Source organism: Sphingopyxis sp. (assembly GCF_050916055.1).
Classification (GTDB): Bacteria; Pseudomonadota; Alphaproteobacteria; order Sphingomonadales; family Sphingomonadaceae; genus Sphingopyxis.
The window spans coordinates 389912-406685 of sequence record NZ_CP051527.1; the positions used below are offsets into that span (position 1 = coordinate 389912).

Annotated in this window: 12 protein-coding genes; 11 read left to right on the forward strand and 1 reads right to left on the reverse strand. The window is 64.9% G+C overall.

Annotated features, from left to right (window positions below; genetic code table 11):
* Window positions 1-32 precede the first annotated feature (32 nt).
* The gene (locus HEQ22_RS01880; RefSeq protein ID WP_432769509.1) at window positions 33-2276 is read right to left on the reverse strand and encodes a TonB-dependent receptor; all 2244 of its coding nucleotides are present in this window, start codon (window positions 2274-2276) and stop codon (window positions 33-35) included.
* Window positions 2277-2717: 441 nt separating this feature from the next.
* Between HEQ22_RS01880 and HEQ22_RS01885 the strand changes: the two genes are divergently transcribed.
* The 11 genes from HEQ22_RS01885 to HEQ22_RS01935 all read left to right on the forward strand — a co-directional run bounded on the left by HEQ22_RS01885 (window position 2718) and on the right by HEQ22_RS01935 (window position 16678).
* Window positions 2718-4853 carry a ParB/RepB/Spo0J family partition protein gene (locus HEQ22_RS01885; RefSeq protein WP_432769510.1) on the forward strand — a complete coding sequence of 712 codons (2136 nt, stop codon included), beginning with the start codon at window positions 2718-2720 and terminating at the stop codon, window positions 4851-4853.
* A gap of 148 nt (window positions 4854-5001) precedes the next feature.
* Entirely contained in the window at window positions 5002-5493 is a 492-nt protein-coding gene (locus HEQ22_RS01890; protein ID WP_432769511.1) for a hypothetical protein, read from the forward strand.
* Window positions 5486-5995: a hypothetical protein gene (locus tag HEQ22_RS01895; protein WP_432769512.1), complete on the forward strand. Its 510-nt coding sequence runs from the start codon at window positions 5486-5488 to the stop codon at window positions 5993-5995. The genes HEQ22_RS01890 and HEQ22_RS01895 overlap by 8 nt, the downstream gene beginning before the upstream one ends.
* A gap of 63 nt (window positions 5996-6058) precedes the next feature.
* The gene (locus HEQ22_RS01900; protein WP_432769513.1) at window positions 6059-6703 is read left to right on the forward strand and encodes an antitoxin of toxin-antitoxin stability system; all 645 of its coding nucleotides are present in this window, start codon (window positions 6059-6061) and stop codon (window positions 6701-6703) included.
* Window positions 6704-6795: 92 nt separating this feature from the next.
* Window positions 6796-11148, forward strand: a complete 4353-nt coding sequence (locus HEQ22_RS01905; protein WP_432769514.1) for a strawberry notch-like NTP hydrolase domain-containing protein — start codon at window positions 6796-6798, stop codon at window positions 11146-11148.
* A gap of 11 nt (window positions 11149-11159) precedes the next feature.
* Entirely contained in the window at window positions 11160-12194 is a 1035-nt protein-coding gene (locus HEQ22_RS01910; protein ID WP_432769515.1) for a DUF7146 domain-containing protein, read from the forward strand.
* 312 nt (window positions 12195-12506) lie between these two features.
* Complete coding sequence (locus HEQ22_RS01915; protein ID WP_432769516.1) at window positions 12507-13442, forward strand: DUF2493 domain-containing protein; 936 nt, start codon at window positions 12507-12509, stop codon at window positions 13440-13442.
* A 234-nt stretch (window positions 13443-13676) separates the two neighbouring features.
* A complete protein-coding gene (locus HEQ22_RS01920; RefSeq protein ID WP_432769517.1) occupies window positions 13677-14420 on the forward strand; it encodes a helix-turn-helix transcriptional regulator in 744 nt (247 codons plus the stop codon).
* Window positions 14421-14509: 89 nt separating this feature from the next.
* On the forward strand, window positions 14510-15124 hold the full coding sequence (locus HEQ22_RS01925) for an acyl-homoserine-lactone synthase (protein ID WP_432769518.1): 615 nt from the start codon (window positions 14510-14512) through the stop codon (window positions 15122-15124).
* Window positions 15125-15134: 10 nt separating this feature from the next.
* Window positions 15135-16058, forward strand: coding sequence for a phytanoyl-CoA dioxygenase family protein (locus tag HEQ22_RS01930; protein ID WP_432769519.1), 924 nt, complete (start codon window positions 15135-15137; stop codon window positions 16056-16058).
* A 14-nt stretch (window positions 16059-16072) separates the two neighbouring features.
* Window positions 16073-16678, forward strand: a complete 606-nt coding sequence (locus HEQ22_RS01935; RefSeq protein ID WP_432769520.1) for a GntR family transcriptional regulator — start codon at window positions 16073-16075, stop codon at window positions 16676-16678.
* The last annotated feature ends 96 nt before the right edge of the window (window positions 16679-16774 follow it).

Consider the following 16774-nt stretch of genomic DNA (forward strand, 5'->3'; position numbering starts at 1 on the left):
CGACGGGTCGCTGCGCCCCGGCCCCCCTTTTATCAGTAGGTGAATGTACCGCGAAGGCCGATGATCCGTGGTTGCCCGGCAAAGCCGACGACCGTCGCGCCGAGGGCATTGACCGTGCGGCGGTAATCGGTGTTGAGCACGTTGCTGGCATAGGCGGTCAGCCGGAAGTTGGAGGCGAAATCGACCGAGGCGCGCAAGTCGAGCAGGCCATAGCCTTCCTCCGCGGTGAGCGGAATTCCCGAGCCATAGATGGGATTGCCTTCGCCGGGTTCGTGGAAGAAGTCGCTGAGCAGTGAATAGCTCGCCGCGAGCGTTACCTTGTTATCGCCGAACGGAATTCGCCACTCGCCGTTGACGCTGATGCTGTGCTTGGGCGCGCGAACAAGTGTCGTGCCATCGAACGTCAGATTCTGCCCGAGGTTGAAGACATAATTGTCATATTTCGCATCGAGATAACCGTAGTTGAAGCCAAAATCGAGATTATCCGATGGGTGCATCGAGACTTCGAGCTCGACCCCGTCGACCTTGCTGCCCGCCGCATTGGTAATCAGCGTCTGCGGCCCCGAAGCGGTGTCGATGATGCGCGATACCTGTAGATTGGCATAGTCGTAGTGGAAGGCCGAAAGATTGACGCGCAGCCGGCGGTCGAGCCAGTCTGATTTCACGCCGATCTCATAAGTTTTGATGTCTTCGGGCGCAAAGACCGTTCCGGCTGCCGCGGCATTGAACGGCGCATATTGAAAGCCGCCCGATTTGAACCCCGTCGAGTAGCTGGCGTAAACGCTGAGGTCCGGCGAAATTTTGTAGCTGAGCACCGCGCGCGGGTCGAAACTCGTATATTTGCGGTCGACATTGACTGAGAAACCCGCAGCGATGATCGGAAGCGCATCGGTGGTCGTGTCGACGAAAGCGATCCGTTTCTTGTCTTCCGTGTAGCGGCCGCCAAGGGTCAGCTCGAGCGCGTCGGTGAAGTGAATGGTCGCTTGGCCGAAGATCGCGTAGCTCTTGATGTTATAGTTGGCCGAAACAATGTCGGTTGCCGGGGTCGATGCGACCGGCGGTACTTGCGCGCCGGCGAATGCGACACGCGGCGCGCTGTCCACCCCTACCCGGAAGATGTCATCGCGCGAGCTCTTGTCCTTGTAGTAGAAAGCCCCGATGATCCAGTCGAGCTTGCCGTCGAAAGAGGTCGCGCCGTCGGGATTCGAGGTCAGGCGAAGCTCTTGTGTGTACTGGTTCGACCGTTCGATACCGATCTGGCTCAGCGTATCGAGCGAGGAGCCGTCGAGGTCGCGGCTGTCCCGTACTTTCAGCTTTTTATAGGCGCTGATCGAGGTGAGCGTCGCAAAGCCAAGGTCGCCCTCGACCCGCGCAACACCGCTGTAGCTGTCTCGATCAAGCGTCGGGTCAAAGTTCAGGAAGCCGGCACGCAGGCTTTCGGGTCGGATCAGGTTGGGCAGACGCGCAGGGGACGCGAAGAAGACCGACCCGGGGTTGGCGGGAGCGCCTCCAGCCGTACGGCCGGTGCCCTGGTTGATGCCGCCGAACCCCGCCTTGTCGCCGTCATGAAGATATTCGCCGGTCAGGTCGATGCGCCAGCCATCGGTGGGCTCGATCGCGAGCCGAATGCGCCCTCCCGTGTTGTCCACCCCCTGGAACTTGGTGCCCGTCGCGAGATTGGTCACATAGCCATCGCGTTCGGTGTGCCAGCCGGCAACGCGGAACTGGATCGTCCCGTTGGACGTGATTGGGCCGCCTGCCGCGCCAAAGACTTCCCAGCCGTCGAAATTGCTGATCCCCGCCTCGGCGACGGCCTCGAAGGTCGCGGTCGGCGCCTTGGTGATGACATTGATCGCACCGCCGATCGTGTTGCGTCCGTAAAGCGTGCCTTGCGGGCCGCGCAGAACTTCGACGCGCTCGATATCCTTGAGCGATCCGAAGGAGCCGCTCGATCGGCCAAGATATACCTCGTCGGCGAAGACGCCGACCGAGCTCTCGGAACCCGGATCGAAGGAACGCGTGCCGATGCCGCGGATGTAAAGCTGCGGGCGCAACGCTCCGAAGCTCCCGAAATAGACGCTCGGGACGCGCGGCGCGATCGAATCGAGGCTTACCATGCCGGCGCTGGAGAGCTGGTCGCCGCCGAGTGCGGTGATAGCGATCGGGATGTCCTGAATGCGCTCCTCGCGCCGCTGCGCGGTGACGAGAATGTCTCCGTAGGCGGGTGCGTCAGTTTCAGCGGCCGCCGTTGTTTGCGATGGAGCATCTTGCGCCACAGCCGGTTGCACGCCGACAAGAGTCGAAGCGCATGAAAGGAACAATCCGCACTTGCTAATCTTGTTCATAATCCATCTCCCATCACCGAGCGTCTAACTTTACGGCTTATGCCGTAGCGTCGCGCCCTTTGGCCGCCAGAATATATGCGCTTCTGGAGCGGCGATATTAGTGAACCACTTTATCTAATGTCAACGTATTTCTTAAAGGGGTTAAAGACCTTGCTAAGGCATGGCATTCCAAAGCGCCGGCGGCGGCCGAGGTCTGCCCTAAAGAGCGTCCTCGGCCGAGCTTGAACCACGCCAGACGCGGTCTGGGCCGGCTGCGCGCGATTCGATCAATCGGGCGGCCTGCGGCCGCCTAGAGGGAGAGGGGAGCCTTGGTTTCGTGGCGGGTTGGAAAGTCGCGAGAGGTCTCGTGGCGGCCCGCCATGGAGAAGCACCATGGCCAAGCAAGCCCAGAAGATCACCCTCAGTCCTTCGCGCGACATACCCTTCGACAGGCTCCGCCTGTCGGCGGCCAATGTCCGGCGCGTGAGGCCAGACGAGGGAATTGCGAACCTTGCTGACGACATTGCGCGGCGCGGTTTGCTCCACAATCTGAACGTGCGCCCGATCCTCGACGCCGAGGGTCAGGAAACTGGCGACTATGAAGTTCCCGCTGGCGGCAGGCGCTTTCGCGCTCTAGAACTGCTGGTCAAGTCGCGGCGCCTTGCCAAGGATGCGCCCATCCCGTGCGGGGTCCGCGCCGCGAATGACGCCATTCTCGCCGAGGACGACAGTCTCGCTGAAAATGCGCAGCGCGTGAACCTTCATCCGCTCGACCAGTTCAGGGGGATGCAGGCCCTTGTCGATAAGGAGCAGGCGATCGAGGACATCGCGGCCCATTTCTTCGTCACACCTGCGGTCGTCCGCCAGCGGCTGAAGCTCGCCTCGGTGTCGCCAACGCTCCTCGACATCTATGGCGAAGACCGCATGTCGCTCGAGTTGCTGATGGCCTTCACCGTCGCGAGCGACGAAGAGCGGCAGCTCCAGGTCTGGGAAATGATCGCCGATGCGCACGATCCCTCGCCGTCCTGGGTGCGCCGGAAGCTCACCGAGAACAGCGTCCGCGTGTCCGACAAGCGCGTCCGCTTCGTCGCCCTCGATGCTTATGTCGAGGTGGGGGGCAGCGTGGTGCGCGACCTGTTCGAAATTGATCATGGCGGGTGGCTGACCGATGTCGGCCTGCTCGACCGGCTCGTGGCCGCAAAGCTCGAGGCCGAGTCGCTGCGGATCGGCGCCGAAGGCTGGAAGTGGGTCGACGCCGCCGAGGAGCATATATTCAACGCCGGGCGCGGCCTGCGCATGCTCGCCGGCGACGAGGTCGCGATGACCGAAGAGGAGGAGAAGCGCGCAGCCGAGCTCGAGGCCGAGGGCGAGGCGCTCAGCGAGGAATGGAGCGACGCGGACGATGTGCCCGACGAGATCCACGCCCGGCTCGAGGCGATCGACGCCGAGATCAGCAGGCTTAATGATCGGCCGGTTATCTACGATCCCGCCGAGATCGCGATCGCCGGCGCCTTCGTCTCGATCGATCCCGAGGGTCGCCTGCGCGTCGAGCGCGGCTTTGTGAAACCCGAGGATGAGCCCAAAGCCGAACCGGCCGAGGGCGAGGAGGCCGGCGCTGAGGTTCCGGGCGACGATGGAGCCGTCGAGCGCGCGGACGCGTCGCCCTCGACGTCCGGCCAGGCTGCCGCCAAACCCGACGAGGAAGAGACCGGGCTGAAGCCGCTCTCGGAGCGGCTGGTATCCGATCTCACCGCCTGGCGGACGCTCGCGCTTCAGGATGCGTTCGCGCAGAGCCCGGACACGGCCTATGTCGCCGTTCTCCATGCGTTTGTGCTGTCCTGCTTCTACGGATGTAGCCGCGAAAGCTGCCTGCAGACGTCGGTGCAGTCGGTCGGTTTCTCCAACGCCCCGGCGGGACTTCGCGACTGCGCGCCGGGTCAGGCGATCGCGGCGCGGATCGACGCGTGGCGGGCGCGTCTGCCGAAGAGTGACAAGGATGTCTGGGACTGGCTGCTCGACCTCGGCGACGAGGACCGGGCGAGCCTCTTCGCGCATTGTGCGTCGCTGTCGGTCAATGCGCAGGCCGAGATCGTCAAGGGCTATGACGGCCGCGTCTCCGCGCACGGTATCGCGCGCCGCCTCGCGCACAGCCACATCCTTGCGCGTGCGGTGGGTCTCGATGTCATCGAGGCGGGATGGCGCCCAACCGCCGACGGCTATCTCAGCAGCGTTCCGAAGCCGCGGATCCTCGCCGACGTCTCCGAGGCGCGGGGCGAGAATTTTGCCGGGATGATCGACCATCTGAAGAAGGGCGACATGGCGCGCGAAGCCGAGCGTCTGCTTGAAGATGCGGGATGGTTGCCTGAGCCGCTCCGGACGCCTGAGCTCGAACAGCCCGCGGTTGCGGACACCCGGGTCGAAGCGCCGAACGCTCCCGCTAATGACGATAGCGATGGCGAGCTGCCCGCCTTTCTCGCCGAGGAAGGAGATGACGAAGTCGGCGATCCGGACGCGATCGCTGCCGAATAACTCCGCCCGCGCCTCGCGCGATCTTGAACTTTGACTTCGAAAGCCCGGCCGGACCCGCCGGGCTTTCGCTCTTTCTGGAGAATGGAAATGCGAAATACTACTTATCTTACCACGCCGGCGATCTCGGCCCTAGGCATGGGAGGCGATCATGGCTGACCGCGTCTCGGTAAGTTTCACGCTCGGCGGCTCCCTGTCCGGCGATGCCTATCTCGAACTCGTCGCGGCGATCGCGGCCGAGGCCCTTTCGATCGAGTGGGACGGACCGGCCATCGAGCCGTCGCACCGGACGGTTGGCGAACCGCTGACACTCCTCGCCAACGAGGTCGCGTGGGGCAAGGTCGAGGCGCTCGAGACCTTCTGCGCCGGCCATGGTTTACCCTATCGTGTCTGGTCGGGTGGCTTCTTGGCCGAATGGGGCGCTGAGCGACTGATCTTTCGGGGCGACGGGGCTCCGGAAAGCTTCATCGCCGACGAATCTGATCGCGTACTGATCGACCGGCATGAGATCGTCCGGCGCGGCAGCATCGAGGCTATCCTCGCCTATTTCGACGAGGCCGAATTCACAGTGCCGCCGCTCGTCGTCGAGGGCGATCCCGAAGTTGCCGTCGAGGACGCGAGGCAGGAGGCGGCGCATGGCTGACTATCATTCGCCGACGATCGTGCGCCCTGACATTCCCCGAAGCGCGATGTCATTGCTCGAGCACCGGCTGTTGATCGGGATGTTCAGTCATGAGGGAGGCGAGGACGCGGTATATTTCTTCGCGGAGGACTATGTGAACGATCTGCTCCACCTCGACCTTCCCGAGGTGCATCGGCTGCTCGAAGATGATCCCTTTCCGGATAGCTATGCCGTGACCGTCATCCGGGAGCATCTCCGCAAGCTCGATCCCGCGGAAGGCGAGCTGGCACTGGATATGTCGGTGATCGACTATGAAGGCATATTCCAGGACATCGTCAAACGCTGCGACGCGCTTGACGATGTCGAGGTCGTGGCCGCCTGGACCTGCACCAAGATGCGGCCCGACGGCTTCGGCGGGATGGCGACGCTGATCACCGCCGACGCGATCGAGACCATGTCGACCGCGTCTTTCCTCGATGAGGTTCGGAACCGCTGTCGATCGGAGCGGCAGGTCGAAGCCTGACCCTTCCATCATCTCACTTTGGCCCGGCCCCTGCGCCGGGCCTTTTCGTTTCGGGAGATTGTCATGGCCGAAATTATCGAGACGACGGTTTATCAACTGGAAGAATTATCGGACGAGGCGAAGGAGAAGGCGCGGGACTGGTATCGACAGGGCGCCTTCGAAGACGACTGGTACTGGGCCGTCTACTCGGACTTCGAGCGGATTTGCGACATCCTCGGTATTGCTCTGGCGAGCGTATCGGTGCGCCTTTATGGCGGCGGCTCGAGGCGAAAACCCTGCATCTGGTTCTCGGGCTTCGCGAGCCAGGGCGACGGAGCCTGCTTCGAGGGCGACTATCGCTACGCGCGCGGATGCGCATCTGCCGTTCGAGCCTATGCGCCGAAGGACGAGGAACTTCATCGGATCGCCGATGCGCTGCTGGCGATCCAGTGGAGCAATTTATTCCAGCTCGGCGCGCGGATCACCCACCGTGGCCGCTATTATCACGCATATAGCATGGAGATCGGCGTCGAACGGTACAGTCCGGTCCATCAGGCAATGACGGCGACCGCCGAGGACGAACTCGCTGAAGCGCTGCGCGACCTTGCCCGCTGGCTTTATAGGAAGCTCGAAGACGCGTTTGACAATCTGACCTCCGACGAAATCGTCGACGAAGCGATCGCCGCCAATGCCTACAGCTTCACCGGCGACGGAGAGAGGTTCGGATAGAGGAGAGGGTGGCCGGAAGGGGTGAGCCACCGGGTCCAAGAGAGAGCGGCCGCTGGCTCGCTTCCTTCCTGCTCTTCCGAGGATATTCCGACATGCAGATTTTGCCCTCCCGCGCGGCGCCCGCCGCCGCGTGCCCTCTTCCGCAAGCCTCATCCGCAGGCGCCGCAGCCTGCCTGCTCTCGGCCGGCGAGGCCATCCTGCCGCTGCTCGAGGCTGGGCAGCCGTTCGACACGGCCGCGCTACGCGCGGCGATGACCGGGGCCTTTGGTGCGAGCGATGCCGAGGGCGCGTGGGACTGGAAGGCGGCCTATGATGCCTGCGAGGTCGCGCAGATCCTGCTGCTGCGCCGCTATGGCACCGCGCTGGCGGTCCGCAAGCTGACCGTGATCGCGCAGCTCGCGATGTGGCAGCGGCTCGCGGGCCGCATCCCGACGCACACGCGGCGCTCGCTAGAAAGCCAGGCGATGCAACAGTTCTCGACGCCGCTGCCTCTGGCGTTCGTCGTCGCCCATGCTGCATCGATCCAGCCTGGCGATGTGGTTCTTGAACCATCGGCGGGGACGGGCATGCTCGCGATCCATGCCGAGCTTGCGGGCGGCCGGCTCGCGATCAACGAGCTCGCCGAGCCGCGCGCGGATCTTCTGAGGCACTTGTTCACCGGCGCCGCGGTGACCCGGCATGACGCCGCAACGATCGACGATCGCCTCGATCCCGCAGTCCGCCCGAACATCATCCTGATGAACCCGCCTTTTTCGGCCGTGGCCAACGTCGAGCGGACCATGCAGGGTGAGGCTCTCCGGCATATCGCCTCGGCGCTGGCGCGTCTGGAGGTCGGAGGCAGGCTGGTCGCGATTGTCGGTGCGAACTGTTCGCCCGATGCGCCCGCCTGGCGCGAGGCCTTTGTGCGGTTGCAGGCGCAGGCCACCATCCTCTTTTCGGCGTCGATCGCTGGAAAAGTCTATGCCAAGCATGGGACGACGACGAGCACGCGGCTGCTTGTGATCGACAAGGTGGCTGCGTCCGACCCGTCGGTGATCGTACCCTCGCTCGGCGAGGCGGGCGACGTCGGAACGCTGCTCCAATGGGTTCGGGCGTTCGTGCCGCGCCGCGGGGCACCGCAGCCGGCGCTTGCCACAATACCGCCCGTTACTGTCGCCCCCTCGCGTGCAGGCGACGTGGCCCCGAACGGAGCGGCGCGCCCAGTGCCGGCGTCGGCGACGCCAAGCCCGGCGCCTGAGCTTGGCTATGAAACCTGCGAATGGGCGGCGCCCGAAGGCCAACTCGCCGAAGCGATCTACGAGCCCTATGCACTCCAATCGCTCACCATCCCATCGGCGAAGCCGCACCCTACCGCGCTCGTCCAGTCCGCGGCCATGGCGTCGGTCGCGCCGCCGAGGCCCTCCTATCGTCCGCACCTTCCGGAGCATCTGATCCGCAACGGCATCTTGTCGGACGCGCAGCTGGAATCGGTCATCTATGCGGGCGAGGCGCATGCCGGCCACCTGTCGGGCGCATGGACGGTCGATGAGACCTGGGACATGGTCACCGCGGCAAGTGAGGACAACGAGAACGCCGTTCGCTTCCGCCGCGGTTGGTTCCTCGGCGACGGCACCGGCGCCGGCAAGGGCCGGCAGGTCGCGGGCATCATCCTCGACAATATGCTGAAAGGCAGGAAGCGCGCCGTTTGGCTCTCTATCTCGGACCGGCTGCTCGAGGACGCGCAGCGCGACTGGTCTGCGCTTGGACAGGAGCGACTCCTGGTTACGCCGCTGTCGCGCTACCGCCAGGGGAACCCGATCAAGCTCGCCGAGGGCATCTTGTTCACCACCTATGCGACGCTGCGCAGTCAGGCGCGCGAGGGCAAGGCGAGCCGGGTCGACCAGATCGTCGAATGGCTCGGCGCGGACTTCGATGGCGTGATCATCTTCGACGAAGCACATGCGATGGCCAATGCTGCCGGCGGGAAGGGGACAAGGGGCGAGCAGAAGCCGTCGCAGCAGGGACGCGCGGGTCTTCGATTGCAGCACGCATTGCCGGACGCGCGCATCGTCTATGTGTCGGCGACCGGCGCGACGACGGTGCAGAACCTCGCTTATGCGCAGCGGCTCGGTCTCTGGGGCGGCAGCGACTTTCCGTTCGCGACGCGGAGCGAGTTCGTCGCGGCTATCGAGGACGGCGGCGTCGCGGCGATGGAGGTGCTGGCGCGCGACCTGAAGGCGCTCGGTCTCTACGCCGCGCGCTCGCTGTCCTTCGACGGCGTCGAATATGAGCTGCTCGAACATGCTCTGACCGACGAGCAGCGGCGCATTTACGACAGCTATGCCGGCGCCTTCCAAGTCATCCACAACAATTTAGGCGCCGCGATGGAGGCGGCGGGGGTCACGAGCGCGCTTCACGGGACCCTCAATGCGCAGGCGAAATCGGCGGCGCGATCGGCGTTCGAAAGCACCAAGCAGCGCTTTTTCAATCATCTGATCACGGCGATGCAGACCCCGAGCACGATCGCGAGCATCGCGCGAGATCTCGAGGCTGGGCATGCTGCGGTCGTTCAGATCGTTTCGACGGGCGAGGCGCTGCTGGAGCGACGACTGGCCGAGATCCCGACCGAGGAATGGGATGATGTATCGGTCGACATCACGCCGCGCGAATATGTCCTCGACTATCTCGCGCACAGTTTTCCGGTCCAGCTCTACGAGCCCTGCACTGACAGCGAGGGCAATCTTTCGTCGCGCCCGGTCTTCGACGGCGAGGGTAATCCGATCGTGAACCGCGAAGCGGCGCGCCACCGCGATGCGATGATCGAGAAGCTCGCCTCGCTCCCGCCGGTGCCGGGTGCGCTCGACCAGATCGTCCAGCATTTCGGGGCCGATGCGGTCGCCGAGGTCACCGGGCGATCGCGTCGGATCATTCCGGTCGATGGCGGCGATGGGTCAATGCGCTTCGCGGTGCAGAACCGGCCAGGCAGCGCCAATCTCGGCGAAACCCACGCCTTCATGGACGACGAGAAGCAGATCCTCATCTTCTCGGAAGCGGGCGGGACGGGGCGCTCCTACCACGCCGATCTCGGGGTGAAGAACCAGCGTCGCCGCGTCCACTATCTGCTCGAACCCGGCTGGAAGGCGGACACCGCGATCCAGGGCTTCGGGCGCACCAATCGCACGAACCAGAAGCAGCCGCCGCTGTTCCGTCCCGTCTCGACCGATGTGAAGGCGCAGAAGCGCTTCATCTCGACGATCGCGCGGCGCCTCGACACGTTGGGTGCGATCACCCGCGGCCAGCGGCAGACCGGCGGTCAGAATATGTTCCGCCCGCAGGACAATCTGGAATCGCATTATGCGCGCGACGCGCTCCGCCAGCTCTACCAGCTCCTCGCCGACGGCAAGGTCGAGGGCTGTTCGCTGCTCGCTTTCGAGGCTGCGACGGGGTTGTCGCTCCTCGACGATGGCGGGCTCAGGGACGAGTTGCCGCCCATCACCACATTCCTCAACCGCATGCTCGCGCTGACGATCGACCTCCAGAACATTCTCTTCGAAACCTTCGAAGGGCTGCTCGCGAGCCGGATCGAAGGTGCGATCGCGTCGGGGACCTACGAGATGGGCCTCGAGACCCTGCGCGCCGAGAGTTTCACGGTGAGCGCGCGCGAGACGATTTATTCGCACCCCGGCACCGGCGCGGTGACGCAGCTGCTGACGATCGAGCGCAAGGATCGCGTTGCGCCGTTGTCGCTTGAGGACGCCATGTGCATCGTCTCGGGCTGGAGCGGCGAGCTTGTCGTCAATGCGCGCTCGGGTCGCGCCGCTGTGAAGGTTCGGGCCCGCAGCCTTGTCGACGACGCTGGCGTCGTTCATCGGCGCGTCGGTCTGCAGCGGCCGCTCGAGAAGTCGAACATGCTCGCCGAGGACTTCGAGCAGTCGCATTGGCGGCCGGTGGACACCGAGGCCTTTGGCAGTGCATGGAGCGCCGAGCTCGCCGAACTTCCCGAATATGAGATATCGACGCTGCACATCGTCGCCGGGCTGCTGCTCCCGATCTGGAAACGGCTGCCGAAGGAATCGGCGCGGGTCTACCGGCTTCAGACCGGTGCCGGCGAGCGGATCATCGGGCGCAAGGTCACGCCGGCCTGGGCCGCGGGCGTGACCGGCGAAGCGCCAGCGCGCCTTGCCGTGCCCGATGCATGGCGGATGCTTCAGGCGGGGGACATTAAGCTGGGCCTCGCGGAAGGCCAGTCGCTACGGCGCGTCCGGGCCATGAACGATTGGCGGATCGAACTGTCGGGGTTCAACGATCTGGGCGTCGAGCGGCTGAAAGCAATCGGCTTGATCTCCGAGATCGTCTCGTGGAAACTGAAACTCTACGTGCCGGCAGGGGCTACTGGCGCCGATGTGTTCGCTGCGCTCCTCGACCGGTTTCCGATTCAGAGGGTGCAGGATCGCAAGGTCGTCTGAAGGAGCCCCGCATGACCAGTCAAGCTTCGGATATTGCGCGCCGTCTCGGTGAAAATGCCGAGGCGGTGTGTCGCCGCTACCTGTCGAACGGACGCCGCGAGGGCCATTATTGGCTGGTCGGCGATGTCCATAACGCACCCGGCCGCAGTCTTTACGTCCGCCTCGCCGATCATAGCGACGGGCGCGGCGCGGCGGGGAAATGGACCGACGCTGCGAGCGGGGATCATGGAGACCTGCTCGACGTCATCGCCGCGATCTGCGGTCACACGGCCTTTCGCGAGACGCTCGAGGAAGCGCGGCGCTTCCTGAGTTTGCCGCCGCCGCCCAATATGCCCCGAAACCCGGCGCCGCCAAAGGCGTCGAGCGGAACGCCGGAGTCGGCGCGAAGGCTGTGGGCCGCATCGAGGCCGATCCTTGGCAGCCTCGGCGCAGACTATCTGGCAGGGCGGTCTATCGTCACCGTCCCGGCGAGCGATCCGCTGCGCTATCATCGACACTGCTTCTACCGGGCGTCGGAAGATGACGTCCCAGGCGGAAGGCCGGCGTGGCCTGCAATGATCGCGGCCGTCACCGACTTGGGCGGGGCGATCACCGGGGTCCATCGCACCTGGCTCGATCCCGAGACAAGGGACAAGGCGCCCGTCGCCTATCCCCGAAGAGCCATGGGAAACTTGCTCGGCCATGGCGTCCGCTTCGGGCCCGCCGCTCGCGTGATGGCCGCCGGCGAGGGCATCGAGACGATCCTCTCGCTGCGCGAGGCCGTTCCCGCCTTGTCGATGATCGCCGGCCTTTCCGGCGCACATCTCGCGGCGCTGGCATTTCCGGCGGGACTGAAGCGGCTCTATGTCGCGCGCGACGACGATCCGGCCGGAGGGGTCGCGCTCTCCACCCTTTCCGAACGGGCGGAACGGACCGGCATCGAACTGCTGCCGCTTGAGCCCGAATATGGCGATTTCAACGACGACTTGGTCATCCGCGGCCGCAGTTTTCTCACCGGGGCGCTTCGCACGCAGTTCGCCGCTGCCGATCGCCTGAAATATCTCTGACGACCGGGCGTTGCCGGGAGGCGGGAAGGGACGGCGTGCGATACTGGCGCCCTGCATCCGTATGCGCGGCGCGCGCCCCGGCCTTCGCGAGAGGGCGACTGCGGCAGGCGAGGCGGGGGCGCAATGGCGGCCGGGCGGCTATTTTCCGCCGGGGCCTGCGGCCCCTTTGCATCGCGAGGCAAAATAGCCTTCGTCCGCCATCCTCCGCTGCGCTCCGGTCGCGGCGCGCCGCGATGCGCCACCGCCCCGCCTGCCGCGAGCCGTCGCCACGAAGGCCGCGCGGGGCGCGGCTCCGACAGACGGAGACAGACGATGCATGATGCTACCGGACATGCCCATGACCGCCCGGACGAGCCCGGGACGACCGCTTATCTTCTCCAGGAGATGCAGCTCTTCGGCCATCGCCCGTTCGAGGATGAACCCGATCGGCGCCCGCTCCCCGACGCCCGGCTCGCCGGCGGCGCGGTCGCCGACATGTTCGACGGGCTTGCTGGCTGTCTTACCGAGACCCGCATCGAGCCCGATCTCGAGGACCTGCTGTGGAATGTCGTCAATATCTTTCACCGCGCCGGCGAACGCGTCGAACGGCAGCTCGACGATAATGAGCAGCTCCAGCGCCGGCTCCAGCGCGAACAGGACGGCAGCGAGATCCGGTCGGTCGAACTCGAGCGCGCGACGCGCGAAGGAATATCGCTGATCGAGAGACGCGACGCGATGGAATTCTTCCGTGAAGCGGCCGCCGATCAGTTTCGCATCCACCTGCGCAAGGCTTGGGCACCGCGCTCGGGGTCCCGGATCCAGCACCGGACGATGACCGCGTCGATGATCGACAGCCGCGACTTCCTCGATGATCGACTTCGCGAAAAGGCGGCCTCCTTGCTTCCGGAAGGGACACGGATCGCTTTCACCGGCGGAAGCGATTGCGGCCATCATGCGGCGATCTGGGATGCACTCGACAAGGCAAAGGCGCGGCACCCCGACATGATCCTGCTCCATGGGGCGACGCCGACTGGCGCCGAGAGGGCTGCGGCCTGCTGGGCGGATAGCCGCGGCGTGGCGCAGGTTGCGTTTCGGCCCGACTGGAACAGGAATGGGAAGGCAGCGCCGTTCAAGCGCAACGACCGTATATTGGAAGCTCTGCCGGTTGGCCTGATCGTCTTTGCCGGAACGGGCATCCAGGACAATCTCGCGGATAAGGCCAGGAAGATGGGCATTCCGCTTTGGGATTTTCGAAAGAGTCCGGGCTGAGCCGCAGAAACCCCGTTGTTACGGGAGATTGCCTCAATCTGGCTCTATCTTCGGAATATATTTGAAAAATATGGACCGGGCCCGCATTTTCGGAATCTCCCAAGATCGCCTTGACCAGCGGCGATCGGCCGTCGCGGGTTGGCCAGCCTGGTAAGAGGGCAGCGCTGCCGGCACTGACGAGGGGCACGTGGACCGGACGGGTCGGAAACCCCGGTTGGCGCGCCAGAGGTCGCAATGCCGACGATCGACGCTGCGCACGCTTTTGCGCTCGACGTCACGCGGGTGAAGGACAGGGCAGGCCTTGCGGACCTGCTCGCGGAGGCTTGCGCGCGCATGGGATGCTCCTGGTTCGCGCTTAGCCACCACATCGACTTCCTCGCCGCGCCCGACCGCGGGATACGCATTCACAATTATCCCGAGGAATGGGCGCATTGGTTCGATGAACGAAAGCTCGGCCTCACCGATCCCGTGCACCGGGCGAGCCAGCGCAACATGGCCGGCTTCCTCTGGCACGATATGAAGCCGCTCGCGGGCGAGCGCGCCGAGGACGAGATGATCCTCTCAGAAGCGCGGCGGCACGGTATCGGCGACGGACTGACCGTGCCGGCGCATATCCCGGGCGACGTCCATGGATCGGTGTCGTTCGCGTGGCGCCCGGGGGTGGCGGCGCACGCCGATGCGCTCCTGTTCGCCCGGATGATCGGCGGGCCAGCCTTCGACGCCGCCCGCCAGATCGCTTATCCCGGTTTGCAGCACATCGGACCGAGGCTCACCGATCGTCAGCGCGAATGCCTGATTTGGGCCGCGAAGGGCGATCCGATATGGAAGATAGCACGCAAGATGGGGCTCAGTCCCGACACCGTCCGCGAGCATCTTCGCAACGCGAGGCACCGCTACGAGGCCAATGGCGGCATCACGCTTACCGTTCGCGCCTTGTGGGACGGCGACATCAGCTTCGAGGACATCGGCAAGCGCTGAGAAAATCGTCCGCACCCCCCTATCATGCTATGGTGCGGCAGTAAAAAGCCCTTCAATTGGAACGCCTCTTTTCAAACGGAGGCAAATCCATGCTGCTTATTGTCGATTCCACCAACCGCGCGCTCGAACATAAGGCGCTGCGCACGATGTTCGAAGCCCGCAAAAAGGTCTTCATCGATCTTCTGAAATGGGATGTTCCGGCGCTCGCCGATCGCTTCGAGCTCGACCAGTTCGACGACATCGATGCGACCTATTTGATCGTGACCGATACGGATGGCGAGCATCTGGCCTCCGCGCGGCTCTTGCTGACGACGCAGCCCGCGCTGCTCGACAGCCTGTTTCCCGGCTTGGTCGCCGCCGAGCTTCCGCAGGGAGCCGATGTCCTCGAAATCACCCGCTTCTGTCTCTCGCCCGGCATCGGCGCGCGGCTGCGCCGGACGGCGCGCGATACGCTGCTGGTGGGGCTCGCCGAATATGCGCTCGCGAACGACGTCCGCACGTACACCGGGGTCGCCGAGCTTCCCTGGTTCCGGCAGATCCAGACCTTCGGCTGGGATTGCCGAACGCTCGGCGAGCCGGTGCTGCACCGCGGGCAGGCGCTCGTCGGCCTGCGCATCGACATCGATGTCTCGACCGTCGGAAAGCTCGCCGCCGCGGGCATCGTCAGTAACGCAGCCGCGGCCACGCCCGCCTGCGCGGCGTGAGGAGGGTGCGATGATGATCAACCCCGCCGCGTTCGACGTGGCCGCTTCCCGATCGGCACCCGGCAACCGCCTGATGGATGAGGGATTTACGATCCTGCGCGGCGCGGCCCCGGCCGCGCTCATTGCGCGCGTCGCCGAGGACCTGGCGCCGCGATATGCCGCGACCCCCTTTTGCGAAGGCGGCTTTTACGGCGAGCGGACGAAGCGGTTCGGACGGCTTCTCATCCGCTCGCCGCATGTGGCCGATCTCGTCATGAACCCGGAGATTCTCGATCTCGCGCAGCTTGCGCTCGGTAACTGGTGCGACCGCATCCAGCTCAACCTTGCGCAGGCGATAGAGCTGCATCCAGGCGCATTGGCGCAGTTCCCGCACCGCGACCAGGACCTGTGGCAGGGGTCGCTCGGTGAGGTCGAATATCTGATCAACGTCATGTGGCCGCTGACCTCCTTCACCGCGGACAATGGTGCGACGATCATCTGGCCGGGCAGTCACGGCGTCGAGGCTCTCGTCGAGGAGCCGAAGGAAGCGCCGATCTTGGCGGAGGCCGAGCCGGGAGACGCGATCGTCTTTCTCGGCTCGACGCTCCACGGCGCTGGCGCGAACAAGAGCGACGGCGTCCGCCGCGGGATCATCGTCAGCTACTGCCTTGGCTGGCTCAAGCCTTATGAAAATCAATGGCTCGCCTATCCGCCCGAGATCGCGAGGACTTTTCCGCCCGAACTCGCCGCGCTCGCGGGCTATGCGCAGCATCGCCCCAATCTCGGCAATTTCGAGGGGCAGTGTCCGTCGATATTGTTCGGGGGCTATCCAACCGATCCGATCCCCGCGATCGACGCGCTTCGCCCGGATCAGGAAGCGTTGCTCGCCGACTTTGTGGAAACGCAGCGGCCGGAAGGGGAGGGCGAGCGCGGGGGCGGGGCGCTGGCGGCATGAGTCCGGGAGCCACGATGGAGCGGGTCTATCTAGACCTGAAGGCGCGTATCCTTTCGGGTGCCTATCCCCCGGGCACCCGGCTCGATCCCGCGCAGCTTGCAAGGTCGCTCGCTGCCAGTGCTACCCCGGTCCGTGATGCGCTCTATCGTCTCTCAGGCGAACGCATCGTCGAGAGCTGGCATCAGGAGGGGTTTCGGCAGCCGCTCCTTGCCGAGGCCGATCTGCATCATCTCTATGGCTGGACCGGGGCGCTGCTCGCACTCGCGCTCAAGGGACGCACGCCGCGACCGGATCTGCCGGGCGGTCTCATCGAGCTCGCGACTCACGACGGCTATCCTGACGCGATCAAGGGCTTGTTTCGAACAATCGCGATCGGCAGTGCCAATCGCGAATTACGCGATGCGATCGTCAATTGTGTCGAGCGAAGCATGACAATTCGCGCGGCGGAAGCGCGGGTCGATGCCAGTGCTGGTCCGGCGCTGGCCGCGATGGCCGAGGATTATCGCTTCGGCCGATGGAGCGCTTTACGCAGCAAAATCACCCGTTTTCATCGGCGGCGAGTGACGTTCGCCGGACGGGTTGCCGCTGAAATCCAGCCCCGCTCTGATCCGCTCAGATAATATTCGGACGATATGGGCCGTATAAAATTCCTATCTGTGGCGCCCGTCGTAGTTTCGAGAGTGCCGCAATTCCGCGGCATCTTGGAAGGAAGCGAT